This is a genomic window from Achromobacter sp. 1011811831 (assembly GCF_059760905.1).
The window spans coordinates 1-18,019 of record NZ_JCBANG010000048.1 but is presented as its reverse complement, the minus strand read 5'-3'; the positions used below and the strand labels follow the sequence as shown (position 1 = coordinate 18,019).

General features: G+C 70.0%; 14 protein-coding genes. 7 read left to right on the top strand and 7 right to left on the bottom strand.

Translation table 11 applies throughout. The annotated features are described in order from the left end of the window. The first annotated feature begins 4 nt into the window (after nucleotides 1-4). From AC6LJ9_RS18220 to AC6LJ9_RS18210, 3 genes are all read left to right on the top strand, one after another. Nucleotides 5-958 carry an N-carbamoyl-D-amino-acid hydrolase gene (locus tag AC6LJ9_RS18220; RefSeq protein ID WP_498148656.1) on the top strand — a complete coding sequence of 318 codons (954 nt, stop codon included), beginning with the start codon at nucleotides 5-7 and terminating at the stop codon, nucleotides 956-958. A 144-nt stretch (nucleotides 959-1,102) separates the two neighbouring features. Then, on the top strand, nucleotides 1,103-2,434 hold the full coding sequence (locus AC6LJ9_RS18215; RefSeq protein ID WP_498148655.1) for an MFS transporter: 1,332 nt from the start codon (nucleotides 1,103-1,105) through the stop codon (nucleotides 2,432-2,434). Nucleotides 2,435-2,491: 57 nt separating this feature from the next. Next, a complete protein-coding gene (locus AC6LJ9_RS18210) occupies nucleotides 2,492-3,637 on the top strand; it encodes a YgeY family selenium metabolism-linked hydrolase (protein WP_498148654.1) in 1,146 nt (381 codons plus the stop codon). A gap of 21 nt (nucleotides 3,638-3,658) precedes the next feature. On the opposite strand, the gene AC6LJ9_RS18205 is transcribed toward AC6LJ9_RS18210, so the two are convergent. The 3 genes from AC6LJ9_RS18205 to imuA are packed head-to-tail and all read right to left on the bottom strand — an operon-like array spanning nucleotide 3,659 to nucleotide 9,026. Next, complete coding sequence (locus AC6LJ9_RS18205) at nucleotides 3,659-6,889, bottom strand: error-prone DNA polymerase (RefSeq protein WP_498148653.1); 3,231 nt, start codon at nucleotides 6,887-6,889, stop codon at nucleotides 3,659-3,661. 36 nt (nucleotides 6,890-6,925) lie between these two features. Then, nucleotides 6,926-8,395: a Y-family DNA polymerase gene (locus AC6LJ9_RS18200; RefSeq protein ID WP_498148652.1), complete on the bottom strand. Its 1,470-nt coding sequence runs from the start codon at nucleotides 8,393-8,395 to the stop codon at nucleotides 6,926-6,928. Then, on the bottom strand, nucleotides 8,328-9,026 hold the full coding sequence (gene imuA / locus AC6LJ9_RS18195) for a translesion DNA synthesis-associated protein ImuA (RefSeq protein WP_103274685.1): 699 nt from the start codon (nucleotides 9,024-9,026) through the stop codon (nucleotides 8,328-8,330). Before imuA ends, AC6LJ9_RS18200 begins: the two co-directional genes overlap by 68 nt. Nucleotides 9,027-9,172: 146 nt before the next feature. Here imuA and AC6LJ9_RS18190 point away from each other — a divergent pair, with 146 nt between their 5' ends. Further along, a complete protein-coding gene (locus AC6LJ9_RS18190; protein ID WP_212317387.1) occupies nucleotides 9,173-9,463 on the top strand; it encodes a nucleotidyltransferase family protein in 291 nt (96 codons plus the stop codon). Continuing rightward, on the top strand, nucleotides 9,460-9,810 hold the full coding sequence (locus tag AC6LJ9_RS18185) for a HepT-like ribonuclease domain-containing protein (RefSeq protein WP_498148651.1): 351 nt from the start codon (nucleotides 9,460-9,462) through the stop codon (nucleotides 9,808-9,810). The genes AC6LJ9_RS18190 and AC6LJ9_RS18185 overlap by 4 nt, the downstream gene beginning before the upstream one ends. A 25-nt stretch (nucleotides 9,811-9,835) precedes the next feature. Here AC6LJ9_RS18185 and acs read toward each other — a convergent pair whose 3' ends face one another. From acs to fabG, 4 genes are all read right to left on the bottom strand, one after another. Further along, a complete protein-coding gene (gene acs / locus AC6LJ9_RS18180) occupies nucleotides 9,836-11,734 on the bottom strand; it encodes an acetate--CoA ligase (protein ID WP_498148673.1) in 1,899 nt (632 codons plus the stop codon). A 187-nt stretch (nucleotides 11,735-11,921) separates the two neighbouring features. Next, nucleotides 11,922-13,244, bottom strand: a complete 1,323-nt coding sequence (locus AC6LJ9_RS18175) for an aspartate aminotransferase family protein (RefSeq protein ID WP_498148650.1) — start codon at nucleotides 13,242-13,244, stop codon at nucleotides 11,922-11,924. Between the two features lie 48 nt (nucleotides 13,245-13,292). Next, on the bottom strand, nucleotides 13,293-14,714 hold the full coding sequence (locus tag AC6LJ9_RS18170) for an APC family permease (RefSeq protein WP_498148649.1): 1,422 nt from the start codon (nucleotides 14,712-14,714) through the stop codon (nucleotides 13,293-13,295). Nucleotides 14,715-14,791: 77 nt separating this feature from the next. Then, complete coding sequence (gene fabG, locus AC6LJ9_RS18165; protein ID WP_498148648.1) at nucleotides 14,792-15,562, bottom strand: 3-oxoacyl-ACP reductase FabG; 771 nt, start codon at nucleotides 15,560-15,562, stop codon at nucleotides 14,792-14,794. A 266-nt stretch (nucleotides 15,563-15,828) separates the two neighbouring features. Between fabG and AC6LJ9_RS18160 the strand changes: the two genes are divergently transcribed. Then, complete coding sequence (locus tag AC6LJ9_RS18160; RefSeq protein ID WP_498148647.1) at nucleotides 15,829-16,830, top strand: phosphotransferase enzyme family protein; 1,002 nt, start codon at nucleotides 15,829-15,831, stop codon at nucleotides 16,828-16,830. Between the two features lie 75 nt (nucleotides 16,831-16,905). Continuing rightward, nucleotides 16,906-18,019: AraC-like transcriptional regulator QhpR (qhpR, locus tag AC6LJ9_RS18155; RefSeq protein WP_498148646.1), on the top strand; the 1,114-nt coding region annotated here is incomplete at its 3' end.

Below are 18,019 nucleotides of genomic sequence, written 5' to 3'. Positions count from 1 at the left end.
CAACATGTCACGCATCATCAACGTCGCGGCCGCGCAACTCGGGCCGATCCAGCGCAGCGATAGCCGCCGCGATGTCGTCGAGCGTTTGCTGGCGCATCTGCGCCAGGCGCACGCCATGGGGTGTCAGCTGGTGGTCTTTCCTGAGTTGGCGCTCACGACTTTCTTTCCGCGCTGGTACATGGAGGATCCGGCCGAACTGGATGCCTTCTATGAAAGCGAGATGCCGGGTCCGCAGACCCAGGTCTTGTTCGACACGGCGCGCAAGCTGGGCATCGGGTTCTACCTGGGCTATGCCGAGCTGGTGGTCCAGGGCGGCGTCAAGCGCCGTTTCAATACCTCGATCCTGGTGGGGCAGGACGGCGCCATGATCGGGAAGTACCGCAAGGTCCATCTGCCCGGACATGACGAGCATGAGCCGTGGCGCGCCTTCCAGCATCTGGAGAAGCGCTACTTCGAGCCGGGCGGCGAATTCGGCGTCTGGCGGGGCTTTGGCGGTGTGATGGGCATGGCCTTGTGCAATGACCGCCGCTGGTCGGAAACCTATCGTGTGATGGGCCTGCAAGGGGCCGAGATGATCCTGCTCGGCTACAACACGCCGGTGCACAACCCCCCCGCGCCAGAACATGACGACCTGTCCATGTTCCACAACCACCTGGTCATGCAGTCGGGCGCCTATCAGAACGGCACCTGGGTGGTTGGCGTGGCCAAGGCAGGCAAGGAAGAGGGCTGCGAAATGATCGGCGGCAGCTGCATCATCGCGCCGTCGGGCGAGATCGTGGCCGCCTGCTCGACCAAGGGCGATGAGCTGGCGATCGCGCGTTGCGACCTGGATCTTTGCCTGTCCTACAAGAAAACGACCTTCAACTTCGATCGGCACCGGCGTCCCGAGGCGTACGGCCTGATCACGCAACGCAGAGGCGCGATGGAACCCGCGCCGGGGGCGGCGATTATCGCCTAGCCCGCGGCGCGGCCAACGCGGACAGCCCCAGGGCCGTCCGCAAGACCCGGCCGGACGTTTCCTTCCCACACAAAAACATGCGGGCGCCACGCGCGCCTGCAGGGGAGCGTGCGGCCTGAAAATACAGACCCCAAGGTGGAAAACATGGATCAGTCAATCAAGCCCGTCGCGGCTTCCCCGGTTGCCGGGGGCGCGTCCCCGGCGGCGGAGCGGGACAATGCGCTGTATCGGAAGGTGGCGTGGCGCTTGCTGCCGTTCTTGATGGTGTGCTACATCGCGGCATTCCTGGACCGCGTGAATGTCGGTTTCGCCAAGTTGCAGATGCTGGACGACCTCAAGTTCAGCGAGGCCGTATATGGGTTGGGCGCGGGAATTTTCTTCATCGGCTACTTCCTGTTCGAAGTGCCAAGCAATGTGCTGATGCACCGCATCGGCGCCAGGAAGACGCTGGCGCGCATCATGATCCTGTGGGGCCTGATTTCCGCGGCCATGGCGCTGACGCAGACACCTACGCAGTTCTACCTGCTGCGTTTCCTGTTGGGCGCGGCCGAGGCCGGCTTCTATCCGGGCATCATTCTCTATCTGACCTATTGGTTTCCGTCGAGCCGGCGCGGCCAGATCGTGGCCGTGTTCATGACGGCGGTGCCGTTCGCGGGCATCCTGGGCGGGCCGTTGTCCGGCTGGGTCATGGAGGCATTCCACCAGACCAGCGGCCTGGCCGGCTGGCAATGGATGTTCATCATCGAGGCGATTCCGTCCGTGCTGCTGGGCGTGGCGGTGCTCTGGTACCTGGACGATCGCATCGGCGATGCGCGCTGGCTGTCGGAGGCGGAGAAGGCGCGGCTGAACCATAACCTGTCGAGCGAGCAGGCCGCCCGTGGCGAGCATGTATCGCTGCTGCGGCTGTTGCGGGACCGGCGGGTGGTTCATATGGCGCTGATCTGCTATTGCACCGTGTCCAGCCTGTCCGGCCTGGCGTTCTGGGTGCCGTCGGTAATCCGCTCCACCGGCGTCGTGTCCCTGCTGGATGTGGGGCTGCTGACGGCGGTGCCGAACGTGTGCGCGGTGATTTCCATGGTGCTGGTGTGCCGCCATTCGGACGCGACGCGGGAGCGCCGCTGGCACATGATCGTGCCCTTCCTGATCGGCGGGACCGGCCTGGCGCTGAGCACGCTGTTCAGTCACAACCCGATGCTGGCGGTGGTGATGCTGTCCGTGGCGGCCGCCGGCTGCATGGTGTGTTCGCCGCTGTTCTGGAGCCTGCCGACCGCCTTTCTGGAAGGCAAGAGCGCCGCCGCGGGCATCGCCGGCATCAATTCGTTCGCCGGACTGGCGGCTTTCGTCAGTCCCTATGCGATCGGCTGGATCAAGGATCTGACCGGCTCCACCGACTGTGGCATGTACTTCCTGGCCAGTTTCACGCTGATCGGCGCGGTGCTGGTGTATCGCGTGCCCAAGGCGCTGGTGAATCGCTAGTGTGCTGTTTTCTCAAGGATGGGCGCGGTTGGCCCATCCGCTACTTCGACAGGAATCATGATGACATTGGATGTAGTGGCGTTGACGCAGGCGATGGTGCGCATTCCCAGCCTTTCCGGCCAGGAAAGCGAGATGGCGGCCTTGATGGGCGCGGTCATGCGCGAGGCGGGGTTCGACCCGGTCACGATCGACCGAAATGGATCGGTGCTGGGCCTGATCGGTCCGCGCGATGCGGAAGTGGCCTTGCTGTTCGACGGGCACATGGATGTGGTGCCGGTCACGGGCAGCTGGCGCTCGGATCCGTTCGGCGGCGAGATCCGCGACGGCCGGCTGCATGGGCGCGGCAGCACCGACATGAAGGGCGGCATTGCCGCGGCGATCTGTGGCGTCGTGGCGGCGGCGCGCTCGGGCTTGAAACGCCGCGTGGCCGTGTCGGCCAGCGTGCTGGAAGAGATCATCGAAGGCCATGCGCTGGCCTCGGTGCTCGACGTCTGCACGCCGCAGGCCGTCGTGATCTGCGAGCCGTCGAAACTCCAGATCAAGGCTGGGCAGAAAGGGCGGGTGGAACTGCTGCTGACCTTCCACGGCAAGCCGGCGCACGCCGCGACGCCGCATGTTGGCGTCAATCCCCTGCATGCGGCCGCCAAGGCGCTGACCGTGCTGGAAACGCTGCCCCTGCCGCATGACGATGTGCTGGGGCAGGCGCTGCTGGTTCCTACCGACATCGTGTCTGATCCCTATCCGTCGATTTCCATGATCCCGGGTGCGGTGACGATCCGCTTCGACCGGCGCACCGTCTCGGGCGAGTGCCTGGAGGACGTGCTGGCGCAGATCCGCGGGCACCTGGCCGGGCATGGCCTGTTTGATTTCACCCTGGCGGTGAGCGAGGGCCGGGTGGAAACCTATACGGGCCAGCATGCCACGCCGCCGCGCTGGTTGCCGGGGTGGCGCTGCGATGGCGATACGGCACTGCTGGCCGCCGCGCGCGCGGCCGTCAGCGCCAGTGGCAGGGAGCCGCTGGTGGGCGCCTGGCCGTTCTGCACCAACGGCTCGGAATCCGCCGGACGGCGCGGCATTCCAACGATCGGCCTGGGGCCGGGCAACGAAGAGGACGCCCACACGATCGATGAGTCGATTGCGTTGGAGCAGCTGGAAGGCGCCCGCGATATCTACCGGAACCTGGTGCTCGCCGTGTGCGGTTGAGAGGCCGGCCGCAAGCGGGCCTCAATGGAAGTTCCGGCTCTGCGTGCTCAACCCGCCCAGCAGCTCGGACATATCCACCAGCCGCTGCGCGATCAGGTGGCGCACGCCGTCCACGTTCTGCCAGGCGCCATAGACGCCCAGCAGGCTGGAGCCGAGCAGCTCGCGGCGCTGGCGTTCGATCAGCTCGGTGCGCACCACCACGTTGACCGGGCCGGTCTCGTCCTCCAGCGTCACGAAGATCACGCCCTTGGCGGTCTGCGGCCGCTGCCGCACGGTGACGATGCCGCAGGCGCGCGCCACGCGCCGGTGCGGATAGGTGTTGAGCACGGCGGCGGGCTGGAAGTTGCGCGCGGCCAGTTGCGGGCGCAGCAGGGCCACCGGATGGCTGCGCAGGGTCAGTCCGACGCTGCGGTAGTCGGCGGCCACCGATTGGCCTTCGTCCGGCGCGTTGAGCGCCGGGGCCTGTACGTCATGGATGGCGGCGTGCCTGAGCAGGTCGCGGCTGCTGGCGCTGGCGGCGGCTTCCCAGCTGGCCTGGCGGCGGTGGCCGGCCAGCGTGCGCAGCGCGTCGCCGGCGGCCAGCGCGTTCAGCTCGTGGCGCGTGAGCGCGGCGCGGCGCGCCAGGTCGCCGGTGTCGGCATAGGGCGCCTGCGCGCGCGCGGCCTCGATGCGCCGGGCTGCTTCCTCGCGCAGGCCCTGGACCAGGCTCAGGCCCAGGCGCACGGCGGGGCGCGGCTCGCCGGCGGGCGGCGCGTGGGGATGGGCCCGGCGCGGGGTGGCGAGGGCCTCGGGCGGTGGCGCTTCCAGCGCCGAGTCCCAGCCGCTGTGCACCACGTCGGGCGGCAGCACGCGCACGCCGTGGCGGCGGGCGTCCTGCACCAGCTGGGCCGGCGCGTAGAAGCCCATGGGCTGGGAATTGAGCAGGGCGGCCAGGAAGGCCTCGGGCTCGTGGCGCTTGAGCCAGGAGCTGGCGTAGGCCAGCAGCGCGAAGCTGGCGGCGTGGCTTTCGGGAAAGCCGTATTCGCCGAAGCCTTCGATCTGGCGGAACAGCGCTTCGGCGAAGTCCAGCGTGTAGCCGTGGGCCAGCAGGCCGCCGACCAGCTTGACGCGGTATTTGTCGACGCCGCCCTTGCGCTTCCAGGCGGCCATGGAGCGGCGCAGCTGATCCGCGTCGCCGGGCGTGAAGCCGGCCGCCACCACGGCGATCTGCATGACCTGTTCCTGGAAGATCGGCACGCCCATGGTGCGCGAGAGCACGTCGCGCACCTTTTCGCTGGGATAGGTTTCGTCTTCCTTGCCCTGGCGCCGGCGCAGGTAGGGATGCACCATGCCGCCCTGGATCGGCCCCGGCCGCACGATGGCCACCTGCACCACCAGGTCGTAGTACTTGCGCGGCCGCAGCCTGGGCAGCATGCTCATCTGCGCGCGCGACTCGATCTGGAATACGCCGATGGTGTCGGCGTCGCAGATCATGTCGTAGGTAGGATCGTCGCCCGGCGGGATGTCCTGCAGCCGCAGCGGCGCGCCGCGACGCTGGCCGGCCAGCTCCAGCGTGCGGCGCAGCGCCGACAGCATGCCCAGCGCCAGCACGTCGACCTTCAGCAGCTTGAGCGCGTCCAGGTCGTCCTTGTCCCACTGCACCACGCTGCGGTCGGGCATGGCGGCGTTCTCGATCGGCACCAGGCGCGAGAGCTTGCCGCGCGAGATCACGAAGCCGCCCGGGTGCTGCGACAGGTGGCGCGGAAAGCCCATCAGCGTCTGCGCCAGCCAGGCCCATTGCCGCGCCACGCGCGAGTCCGGGTCCAACCCGCAGGCGCCCAGCGTGCGCAGCATTTCCTTCTTGCCATCCCACCACTGGTGCGCGCGCGCCACCGCGTCGATCACGCCGTTGTCCACGCCCAGCGCGCGGCCGGTGTCGCGCAGCACGCTGCGCGGTCGATAGGAGATGACCACCGCGGTCAGCGCGGCGCGGTCGCGGCCGTACTTGTCGTAGATGTACTGGATCACTTCCTCGCGGCGCTGGTGCTCGAAGTCCACGTCGATGTCGGGCGGCTCGTTGCGTTCCTTGCTGATGAAGCGCTCGAACAGCGCGTGGCCGCGTATCGGGTCGACCTCGGTGATGCCCAGGCAATAGCAGACGGCCGAGTTGGCGGCCGAGCCGCGGCCCTGGCACAGGATGCCCTGGCCGCGCGCGAACTGGACGATGTCGTAGACGGTCAGGAAATATGCCTCGTATTGCAGGTCGCGGATCAGGCCCAGCTCTTTCTCGATCTGCGCGGCGATCGCCTCGGGCACGCCCTGCGGGAAGCGGCGCGCGGCGCCGGCCTGCGTCTCCTGGCGCAGGTAGGTGGCGGGCGTGTGGCCCGGAGGCACGATCTCGTCCGGATATTCGTAGCGCAGCTCGTCCAGCGAGAAGCCGCAGCGCCGCGCCACCGCCAGCGTCTGCGCCAGCGCCTCGGGCGGGTACAGGCTGGCCAGGCGCATGCGCGTGCGCAGGTGGCGCTCGGCGTTGCCGGCCAGCGCATAGCCGCAGCGCGACACCGGCTGGTGACTGCGGATGCCGGCCAGCGTGTCGTGCAGGGGCTGGCGCGAGCGCAGGTGCATCTGGACCTGGCCCAGCGCCACCAGCGGCAGCCCGGCTTCCCGCGCGGCCGCCACGGTGGCGTCGCGGTGCAGGTCCTCGCGGGAACGGTGCAGCAGGGTCAGGCCGACCCAGGCGCGGCGCGGGAACACGCGCGCCAGCCAGCGCGCCTGCTCGGCGACGCGGGCGGCGTCGGCGCCGTACTCGGGCGTCAGGATGGCCAGGCATTCGGGCAGGCCGCGCAGATGTTCGCAGCCGGGCGGCGGATCGGTGAAGTCCTCGGGCGCCAGCCGGTACTCGCCCTTGGGCGCGCGCGAGCGCGCCAGCGTGATCAGCTCGGACAGGTTGCCGTAGCCCTCGCGCGTCTGCGCCAGCAGGGTCAGGCCCAGCGGCGCGGCGTCGGGCGCGGCGCGCAGCTGGAAGCAGGCGCCGATGAGCAGCGGCAGGTTGAGCTTCTTGGCCTCCATGTGCGCGCGCACCACGCCGGCCAGGCTGCACTCGTCGGTGATGGCCAGGGCGGCGTAGCCCAGTTCGGCGGCGCGGGCGGCCAGCTCTTCCGGGTGCGAGGCGCCTTGCAGGAACGAGAAATTGCTCTGGCAGTGCAGCTCGGCGTAGCCGGGCAGCAGGGCCAGGAGTTCCGGGGCGTCGGCGGGATCGTCGGGCGGGCGCATGATGGGGTAACGGTGGGGCGGAGCCGCGGGCCGGCGTCAGGCGTACAGCCCGTGCAGGAACCAGCGCGCGTGCTCGGCGTCGCGCTCGCGGTAGATCCAGTAGCGCGCGGCGGCCTCGTCCTCGGCGACGAAGTAGTCGCGCACGGTCAGCTGCGGATCCCACCAGCCGCTTTCGATGCGCTCGGGGCCGCGCATCAGCCGCAGCGCCTGGCCCCGATACTGCGGGCGGTCGCCGGCCAGGCGCAGCGGCTGCGGCGGATCCAGCAGCCAGAAGGGACGGTCCAGCTGCGCCGGCAGCGGCTCGGCGCCGGCGGGCGCTTGCAGCGCGTCGCCCCAGGCATTGGCGGCTTCGGGCCGGTGATCGGCCTGGGGCCGGGCGCGGCGCACGCGCTCGCGGCCCAGCCGCGCACTGAGCAGGTCCAGCAGCCGCGCCTGGTCCTCGGCGGTGCCGCCGGGTTCGGGAAACAGCGTGGCGCTGGCGGCGGGCTGGGCCACGGTCTCGGGCGCCAGCAGGGCCACGGCGATGACGGGATCGGTCAGCGTCATGCGGCCCAGCTTCTCGCGCAGCAGGCCGAGGATCTGCGCCGGCTGCCAGGCCGGTTGCGATAGCGCCAGTTCCAGCTCGGTGGGCGGGCGCGCGCGGCGGCCGCGCTCGTGTTCCAGGCTGAGCGTGATCTTGCGCACCGCCAGCTGGCTCGCGGCCAGCCAGCCGCCCAGCTGTTCGGCCAGCCGGCGGGCCACGGCCAGCACCGCGTCGGTGTGCTCCAGGTATTCCATCAGCTCGATGCGGCGGGCGAAGCGCGCCGGCGGCTCGATCCAGCGTTGCGGCTCGGGCGCCAGGCCATAGGCGGCGTCCAGCGCCGCCAGCAGTTCGGGCGCGCTGCGCCGCTGCAGGCCGGCGCGCGGCAGGGCGCGCAGGTCGCCCAGCGTGGCGCAGCCGATGTCCTGCAGCCAGTCCAGGCGCGGCCGCGCCGGAGGCAGCAGGGCCAGCGGCAGCGCGTCGAGCCTGCGAACGAGCGTGGGCAGGGTCAGCACCCGCCTGCAGGCGCGCCGTTCGCGGCGCTGCGCCAGCAGCCAGGCGCCGGCGGCGGTGGGCGCCATGCCCAGCGAGACCCGCAAGTCCAGCGCCCGCAACGTGGCGGCGACCCGGCGCGCCAGCGCGCGCGGGCCCCGGAAGAATTGCAGGCTGGCGCCCACGCCCAGCAGCACGGTGGCCTCGTCGGCCAGCGCGACCTCGGGCGTGTATTGCAGCAGGGCCAGCGAGGCGCCCTGCAGCGCGTCGGCCTCGGCCTGCGGACTGCGCGGCAGCAGCTCGACCTGGGGCGCGATGGCGGCGGCGCCGGCGCGGCGCATGTCCATCCGCACGCCCGCAAGGCGCGCGGCCGGGGTCAGGGCGATCACGCGCTCCTGCTCCAGCACGGCGTACGCCTGGGCGTCGTCAGGCCAGTGCGGGCGTATGGCGTCCAGCGGCAGGCAGCGCAGGCAGACGGCGATCCAGAGGCGCATGGCGGGCGGGTGTTTCGAAGGCGCCGGGCTCCAGGCCCACGTGCAGCGGCGTGTCGCAGGCAGGCCCCCGGCGCTTGAGGATATGGACGGACAGCCCGCCCGGCGCGGGCGCCAGCGCCAGCCGCAAGGGGGCGGGCGTGGCGTGGGCGGCGGCGGCGGACGGACGCAGGGCGACGAACAGCAGGTCGCTGGCCTGGGCCGCCAGGTGCAGCCGGCGCAGCGATTCGGGGCGGACCTGGGGCAGCCAGCAGAGCAGGGCGCCGCAGCTGCCGTTCCTGAGGATCTGCTCGGCGGCCCAGAGCGCGTCCGCCGGCTTTTCAGGACAGACCCAGAGCAGTTGCCGGGGATCCAGCCGCCAGCTCATCCAGCTGACGATATTGGGCGCGTGCGGCGGCTGCACCAGCGCGATCGGACGCCGCGTCTCCAGCTGGGACAGGGCCGGGCGCAGCAGGCGGATCTCTCCCACGCCGGGATGCGGGGACAGCAGTTCGACCAGGCTGCCCATCGGCCAGCCGCCATCCGGCAACTCGGCCGACAGCGCCGCATGTCCGGTTGGCAGGCAGCGCGCCGCCCCGCGCGCCAGCTGGGTGGCGCGCCACAGGGCGGGATGGATGCGTTCGGGGGACTGCATGGCGGGGTGGCCGAGGGGGCGTGGCGGGTTGCTGTTTATTACTGTATAAATATACAGCATATGGCGCCGGCCAGACGTAACCTGATGCGATTGAATCTGGATGGCCGATTGCCTATGATCCCTAGGAATCCGACGAGTAACAGACCATGCGACCATCCCTAGTGCTCGATTTGAAGCGAAGCGCGGTACGCGAGGCGGCAAGCCGCTACCGCACCGAGAACGTGCGCGTCTTCGGCTCGGCGTTGTACGGCACCGACCAGGAAGGCAGCGATCTGGATTTACTGGTCGACGCGTTGCCCGGCGCCACGCTGTTTGACCTGGGCGGCCTGCAGGATGAGCTGGAGATGTTGCTCGGCATCCACGTCGATCTCCTGACGCCGGCGGATTTGCCTGTGGCATTCCGCGAACAGGTGCTTGCGGAAGCGCGGCCGGTATGAGCGTGAATCGCCTGTCCGACTACCTGGAACATATCCGCCAGGCTGCGGTCGACGCCCGTAGTTTCGTACAGGGAATGACCAAGAGCGATTTCCTTGCGGACAGACGCACCCAGCAAGCCGTCATCATGAGCCTGGTCATCATTGGCGAGGCGGCCACGAAGATCATGGACCGTCACGCCGATTTCGTCCTGGCCCAGCCGGATGTGCCTTGGCGCAGCATGCGTGGGATGCGCAACCGTATCGCGCACGGTTATTTCGATATCAATCTGGATGTGGTCTGGGAAACCGTGCGGACGGCGTTGCCGGCGCTGCTGGCAGATTTGCCGGGGCCGGACGAACTTTCCTGACGCGTCTCTATTTACTGACGCGCCCCTATCCGATCCTCCTGAGCTGTTCGATCGCCGCCGGATTCTCCAGCGTGGAAATGTCCTGCGTGATCGGATCGCCGTTGGCGATCGCGCGCAGCAGGCGGCGCATGATCTTGCCGGAGCGCGTCTTGGGCAGGCTGCCGGCGTAGCGGATCTCCCTGGGCTTGGCGATGGGGCCGATCTCGCGCGCGATCCAGGCGCGCAGCTCGGCGGAGATCCGCGCGGCGGCCGCGTCGTCGGGCGGGCCGCCCTTGGGCACGACGAAGGCGACGATGGCCTCGCCGGTCAGCTCGTCGTGGCGGCCGACCACGGCGGCCTCGGCCACTTCAGGGTGCGCGACCAGCGCCGACTCGACCGCCATGGTGCCCAGGCGGTGCCCGGACACGTTCAGCACGTCGTCGATCCGGCCCGTGATCGTGTAGTAGCCGGTGGCCGGGTCTCGCAGCGCGCCGTCGCCGGCCAGGTAGGTCTTGCCGCCGAGCTCGGCCGGGAAGTAGGTCTGCAGGAAACGCGCGTCGTCGCCCCAGAGGGTGCGCAGCATGGAGGGCCAGGGACGCGTGAATACCAGCGAGCCGCCTTGTCCGTCCGGCGTCTCGCGGCCGGTCTCGTCGACGATGCGCGCGCCGATGCCGGGCAGGGGCAGCGTGCAGGATCCGGGCGCGAGCGGGGTGGCGCCGGGTAGCGGGGCGATCAGCGGGCCGCCGGTCTCGGTCTGCCACCAGGTGTCGACGACCGCGCAGCGGCCCTTGCCGACTTCCTCGTGATACCAGCGCCAGACCGTCGGATTGATGGGCTCGCCGGCCGTGCCGAGCACGCGCAATGTGTCCAGGCTGTAGTGCCGGGGATGCGCCTGCGGATGTTCGTGCGCGCCCTTGATCAGCGCGCGGATCGCGGTCGGCGCGGTGTAGAAGATGGACACCCGGTGCCGGTCGATCATGCGCCAGAAGCGGCCCGGATCGGGGTGCGTGGGCAGGCCTTCATAGACGACCTGGGTCGTGCCGCAGAGCAGCGGGGCGTAGGCGACGTAGGTGTGGCCGGTAATCCAGCCGATGTCGGCGGTGCACCAGAATACGTCGTCGGGCTTCAGGTCGAAGGTCCAGCGCAAGGTCTGCGCGGCCCACAGCAGATAGCCGGCCGTGGCGTGCTGCACGCCCTTGGGCTTGCCGGTGGAGCCGGAGGTATAGAGCACGAACAGCGGATGCTCCGCGTCCACCCATTCGGGCTCGCAGTGTTCGGGCTGGGCGCCGGCGGCCTCGTGCAGCCAGGCGTCGCGCGCCGCGTCCCAGTCGATCCCGGCGCCGGTGCGGCGGTACACGAACACGCGGCGCACGCCATCGCAGCCGCCCAGGGCCAGGGCTTCGTCGGCGATGCGCTTGAGCGGCAGCGTCTTGCCGCCGCGCACCTGCTCGTCCGCGGTGATCAGCAGGCTGGCGCCGATGTCGACGATGCGCTCGTTCAGCGACTTGGCCGAGAAGCCGCCGAAGACCACCGAGTGGATCGCGCCGATCCGGTTGCAGGCCTGCATCGCGACGATGGCCTCGACCGACATGGGCAGGTAGATCGCCACCCGGTCGCCGCGCTGGATGCCGCAGGCCTTCATGGCGTTGGCCAACTGGCAGACGCGCGCCAGCAGGGCGCGGTAGCTGATCGGGGTGACCGCGCCGTCGTCGGCCTCGAAGCGTATGGCGACGCGCTCGCCCAGGCCGCTGGCGACGTGCCGATCCAGGCAATTGAAGGACGCATTGAGCCGGCCGTCGCCGAACCAGCGGTAGAAGGGCGCATGGGTATCGTCCAGCACCTGGGTGAACGGCTTGCGCCAAGCCAGCGTCTCGCGCGCCAGGCGCGCCCAGAATCCCTGGTTGTCCCGTTCGGCCTCGTCGACCAGCGCGTGGTAGGCATCCATGCCGGCGACGTTGGCGGCGGCCGCGACGCGGGGCGCGGGCGCGATCAGTGCCTGCGCCGCGCTGGCGCCGGCGGGCGAGGCCGGGACTGCATCGGGGCCGCTGTCGCGGGCGGTGGCGTGCTTCATGTCCGATCTCCTGGTGTCTGGCGTCCGCGCGTGTGGCCGCCCGGCGCCATTGCGTGAGGGTTCAGCCGGCGGCCAGCAGCTGTCCGGCCGCGTCCAGCAGCAGGTCGCAATGCTCGGTCGAGAACGGCAGGGGCGGGCGGATCTTCAGCACGTTGCCGGCGGCGGCGCAGGTGCTGACCAGGATGCGGCGCTGGCGCAGGCCGTTCACCAGGCGCAGCGCCTCGCGCGTGTCGGGCGCGCCCGCCTGGTCGACGATTTCGACGCCCAGGTACAGGCCCGCGCCGCGCACGTCGCCAATGCGCGCGTCGGCGCGTTGCAAGCGTTCGAAGCCGTCTTTCAAATACTGGCCGACCTGGGCGGAACGCTCGACCAGCCGCTCGTCCCGGAGCACATCCAGCACCGCCGAGGCGGCGGCGCAGCAGACCGTGTTGCCGCCGAAGGTGTTGAAGTAGCCCGAGCGCTCGGAGAACGAGGCCATCAGCTCGGGCCGCGCGACCACGGCCGCTATCGGCATGCCGTTGCCCATGGGCTTGCCCATCACCACCAGGTCGGGCGTGATGCCGTGGCGGCTGAAGCCCCACATGCCGGCGCCGGTGCGGCCGAAGCCCGGCTGCACTTCGTCGGCGATGTAGACGCCGCCATGGCGCCGCACGGTCTCGGCCGCCGCGCGCAGGAAGCCGGGCGGGTCGGCGTACAGCCCGTCGCTGGAAAAGATCGAATCGAAGATCGCGCCGGCGAAGCGGATGCCGTGCCGGCGCAGGTCGGCGATGGCCTGCTCGATGCCGGCGGCGAAGGCCTGGCCCACGTCTTCGCCGTTGCGGCCCGGCAGGGGCGCGGGCACCGTGCGCACATGGATGCCCAGCGGCACGCCGGGGCCGAAGGCGGGCGTGATCTCGGCCACGGCGGTGGAATGGCCGTGATAGGCGAAACGCGTCACGATGAAGCCGGCGCCGCCCGTGTGATAGCGCGCCATGCGCAGGGCCAGGTCCACGCTTTCGGTGCCGCTGCTGGTGAAGAGCAGGTTGGACAGGGCCTCGGGAAAGGTCGCCAGCAGCCTTTCGGCATAGGCGTAGACCACTTCGGACAGGTAGCGCGTGTGCGTGTTCAGCTGCGCGGCCTGGCGCGCCACGGCGTCGACGACGCGCGGATGGCAATGTCCGACCGAGGGCACGTTGTTGTAGGCGTCCAGGTAGGCGCGGCCTTCGTGGTCGTACAGCCAGACGCCTTCGGCGCGGGTGATGTGGACCGGGTCTTCGTAGAAGAGCGGCACCGCGGCGCCGAAGATCCGCTGGCGGCGTTCGATCAGGCCTCGGATGGTCGGGTCGGCGACGGCGGCCGAGGCGGGGTCGTAGGTGTTCAGCGCGAGCATGCTGTCAGCGGACATGCCAGGTCTCCACAATGAGGGGAAGCAGCGGGGAAGAAGGGCGGGGGTTCACAGGTCGAGCGCCGGAGGCAGCCGCTGGAAGACGCGCGTCTTGGCCAGCAGGTAAGCGATGCCGGCGGCCAGCCAGACGGTGCCGAGGATCTGGGCCAGCGTGTCCATGTGCGCCCACACGTAGAGGATGATGACCAGCCCGACGGCGGGCAGCAGCAGGTAGCGCAGGTGCTGCGCGCCTTGCGGCCGGACGCGGCTGCCGTCGGCCAGCTCGCCGCCGCCGCGCACGTAGTACAGCCAGACGACCGAGATGTTGAGCGCGGCAAAGGCGAACATCGCGCCGTAGTTGACCAGGTTGGACAGCGTTTCCATGTTGGCGAAGTTGCCGAGCGCGAACTCGATGGCGCAGATCAGCAGGATGCTCCAGTGCGGCGTGCGCCAGCGCCGGTTGACGCGGGCGAAGACCGCGCGCGGCAGCAGCTCGTCCCGGCCCATGCCAAACAGCAGGCGGGCGCCGGCGGCGGTGGCGACCACGTTGAACACGCCCAGCGCGGTCAGGTAGCCGACCGTGAAGAACACGCTGAACGCTTCGCCGCCGGTGGCGCGCGACACCTGGAACAGCGTGGTATTGAGCCAGGCCTCGTCGCCGATGTGCTGGCGCCAGTCGGGGATGGCCAGCATGGCCACGTAGCCGCAGGCGAACATCGTCAGCGTGCCGATGCCCACGCACCAGTAGATGGCGCGGGGAATGTCGCGCTTGGGCCGACGGGTTTCCTCGGCCAGCGTGGTGATGGCGTCAAAGCCCAGGAAGCTGAAGATGGCCAGCGAGGTGGCGGCCGCCAGGCTGGAGACGCTGTCGAACTGGAACGGCTGCGCGCTCAGCAGCGTGCCCGCGCCGGCGCCGTCCACGGCCACCGCGCGGCCCCACACCACGATGGAGGACCAGACCACCAGTTCGCCGAACACCAGCAGCCCCAGTCCGAGCCGGGACATGAGCTGCACGCCGAACAGGTTGACCATGCCGGTGCCGACGGAGAACACGCCCAGCAGCACCCAGTAGGGCACGCCCGGCAGGTACTGCTGTGCGAAATAGGCGGAGCTGGACGCGGTGACGGTGGGGATGAGGATGTAGTCCAGCGTCAGCACCCAGCCGGACAGGAAGCCGAAGTACGGGTTGCAGCCCCGGCCGACGTAGTTGTAGACCGAGCCGGCCAGCGGGAAGTTGCGCACCATCACCGCGTAGCTGAAGGCGGTGAACAGCATGGCCACGCCGGCCAGCAGATAGGGCAGGGCGACGGTGCCGCCGGACAGCTTGAGCAGGATGCCGAATATGATCGCCGGCGCGATCGGCACCATGTAGTTCAGGCCGAACGCGGTGAGCTGCCAGACGTTCATGCTGCGGTCCAGCTCTTGCACATAACCGTACTTCGAGACATCGTGCTCGGCGTCGGCGGACGCCGGATCCATGGTGGGCGGCATGGGATCTCCGTGCGGATGCGGATAGGGAGGGCGCCAGGGGGCGATGAGCGGCTGCCGGGTCTGGCAAGGACGGCGGGCTACAGCGCCGCCACGCTTTCGGGCAGGGTCTGGCCGCCATCGACCACCAGCGTCTGCCCGGTGATGAAACCGGCCTCGCTCGAGGCCAGGAACAGCGTCGCCCAGCCGATGTCGCGCACGCTGCCCAGGCGCCGCAGCGGCACCGAGCGCGTCATCTGTTCCAGGTAGTCCGCGCCCATCTCGTTCAGGCCCTCGGTGAGTACGTTGCCGGGCAGGACCGCGTTGATCGTGATGCCGTGGCGCGCCAGTTCCAGCGCGGCGGTGCGCATGAAACCCAGCTGCGCCGCCTTGCTGGCTGCGTAGTGCGCCCAGCCCGGATAGCCGGTGACGGGGCCGGTGATCGACGAGGTCAGGATCACGCGGCCCGCTTCGGCCTGCTTCAGCCAGGGCAGACAGGCCTGCACGGTGTAGAGCGCGCCGCGCGCATTGGTGTTCAGCACCAGGTCCCAGGCCGGCCCGTCGATCTCTTCCAGCGACGCGCTGGGGAAGATGCCGGCGTTGGCGCAGACGATGTCGATGCCGCCATGGTCCTGCGCCACGGCGCGCGCGGCGGCATCCATCGAGGTGCGGTCGCCGACGTCCGCGGCATAGCCGCGCGCCTGGCCGCCGGCGGCGACGAGCGCGTCGGCGCAGGCCTGGGCCGCGTCGCGCGAGCGCGCCATCACGGCCACGCGGGCGCCATGTTCGGCCAGGACTTCGGCGATGCCCTTGCCGATGCCCCGGCTGGCGCCGGTCACCACGGCGACTTTTCCCTGGATGGAAGCAAACATGGCGGGCTCCTTGTTGGATGGAGCCCCATCTTGCGCCGGCGCCGCCGCGCGCGCTTGACCTGCCGGGACAGTTGCTTGATCGGGCGCGACGCCTAGGGTCTACCCTGAGCGGCCATGGGGCGCGGCCATGGCGATCGTCGCGGTCCCCGGGTTGACCCTGAGCCGCCTTGCCGTCCTCGGTCAAAGTTCTGCGCGCCACGGCCTAACGGCCGGCGCCCGGCCCGGCTGAAGATGGGGCCACCACGCAGCCCAGCCCGGAGCCCCCTATGGCAGAACGCAACGACGCCGCCTATCGGCGATACATCGATCAGCTGTCCGACCTGGCGCGCAGCGCGCTGCCGCTGTATGGCATGGACGCCCGCGCCGATATCGGCCTGCTCAGCCATTCCGAGAACACGGTGTTCCGGATCGAGGACCGGCGCGCCGGCTTGAAGGCCGCGATGCGGATCCACCGTCCGAACTACCAGACGCGCAACGCCATCCAGACCGAGCTGGACTGGATGCGCGCGCTGAACGAGGCCGGCATCGGCACGCCGCAAGCCTTGCCCGCGCTGGACGGCACGGTGCTGCAGCGCGTCACGCGCGAGCCGGCGGGCACGCGCTATGTGGCGCTGTTCCGCTGGATCGACGGCGGCTTTCCCGACCCGGACAGGCTGGACGCCTCGCAGCGCCACCTGGGCTGGCTCAGCGCCCGCATGCACGCGCAGTCGCGCGCCTGGCAGCGTCCCGGCCATTTCGAGCGCATGGTCTGGGACCACGCAGGCACAGTGGGCCCGGCCGCGCATTGGGGACAGTGGGAATGCGCGCCGGGCCTGACGCCGGCGCAGCGCGAGACGCTGGGCCGCACCGAGCGCCTGCTGGGCCTGCGGCTGGACGCCTTCGGCACGGGACCGGAGCGCTTCGGCCTGATCCATGCCGACCTGCGCAGCGCCAACCTGCTGGTGGACGGCGAGCGCACCCATGTTATCGATTTCGATGATTGCGGCCTGGGCTGGTTTCTGCATGATATGGCTTCGACGCTCAGCTTCATCGAGCACCGCGACGACCGGGACCGGCTGATGGATGCCTGGGCCGAGGGCTACTGCCAGGCCGGCAGCCTGTCCCAGGCGGAGCGTGACGAGTTTCCGACGTTCCTGATGCAGCGCCGCCTGCAGCTATTGGCCTGGATGGGCTCTCACAGCGAGACCGACCTGGCCCGCAGCCTGGGCGGCGCCTGGGTCGCGGCGACGGCGGAATTGGGGGCGGACTACATCCGGAAGATGGGTTGACGGCCCGTGCGTCCGGGGAGATGATCCGCCGGAATTGGAAGACCTCCAGCCTTACCGGAATCGAGGAATTGGAGCATGCGTGACACGTCCCCGCGCTTGCGCGCCACGCCCGCGGCGCGGCCGCAGGCGTCGAGCATCCTCTCGGCGGCCGCGACCGGCCTGGTGAGCTTCATCCTGCTCGAGGGCGGCGATCCGGACCGCGTGCTCGGGCTGGCCGGCGTGAGCGCCACGGCGCTGGGGCAGCCCGCCAGCAGCCTCGGACTCGACCTATATTGCCGGGTCATGGAGCAGGCGGCAGCCGATACCTGTAACGGCAACTTCGGCCTGCGCTACGGGCAGCAGTTCGAGCCGGGCCAGCTGGGCCTGCTGGGCTATGTCGCGCTGGCCTCGCCGACAGTGGGCGCGGCCTTCGAGAACATCAGCGGACTGTTCCATCACCATCAGCAGCGCTCCATCCTGCGCGTGGTGCGACAACCCGAGCTGAGCCGCATCGAATACCAGATCCTGGATCGCAGCATCGCCGCGAGGCGCCAGGACGCCGAGCTGTCGCTGGGCATGTTCTTCAACATCCTGCGCCACGCGCTGGGCAGCCGATGGTCGCCCGAGGCCGTGCTGTTCGAGCACGCGCGTCCGGAGTCCTGGCCCGAGCACGAGCGCAGCTTCGGCGCGCCGGCGCTGTTCGCCCAGCCCTGCAACGCCATCGTGCTGCCGACGCGGCAGCTGGACGCACCCATGCCCGGCGCCGATGCGCATCTGCTGGCGCTGCTGCGGCACAACCTGGCCCAGCTGGGGCTGGCGGGCATGCCGGGCGAATCGCTGGTCGAGCGCGCCGCAGCCGCCATCCGCCGCCAGCTGGCCGACGGCGAGCCTTCGCTCGATGACGTGGCGCGGGCGCTGAACATCCCGAACTGGACGCTGCAGCGGCGCCTGCGCAATCACGGCTGCACCTACCAGGAGCTGCTGCTCGAGGTGCGCCGCGAGCTGGCGCTCAATTACCTGAAGGATCGCGAGATCCAGATTTCCGAACTGGCCTTCCTGCTCGGCTATTCCGAGATCAGCGCGTTTTCCCGCGCCTTTCACCGCTGGCTGGGCATGTCGCCCAGCGAGTGGCGGCGCGGCTACCTGGAGGCGGGCGGAGAGGGACGCGCCGTTTCTTTTACAGCTCTGACCTTTCCGGCGATTAAACTGA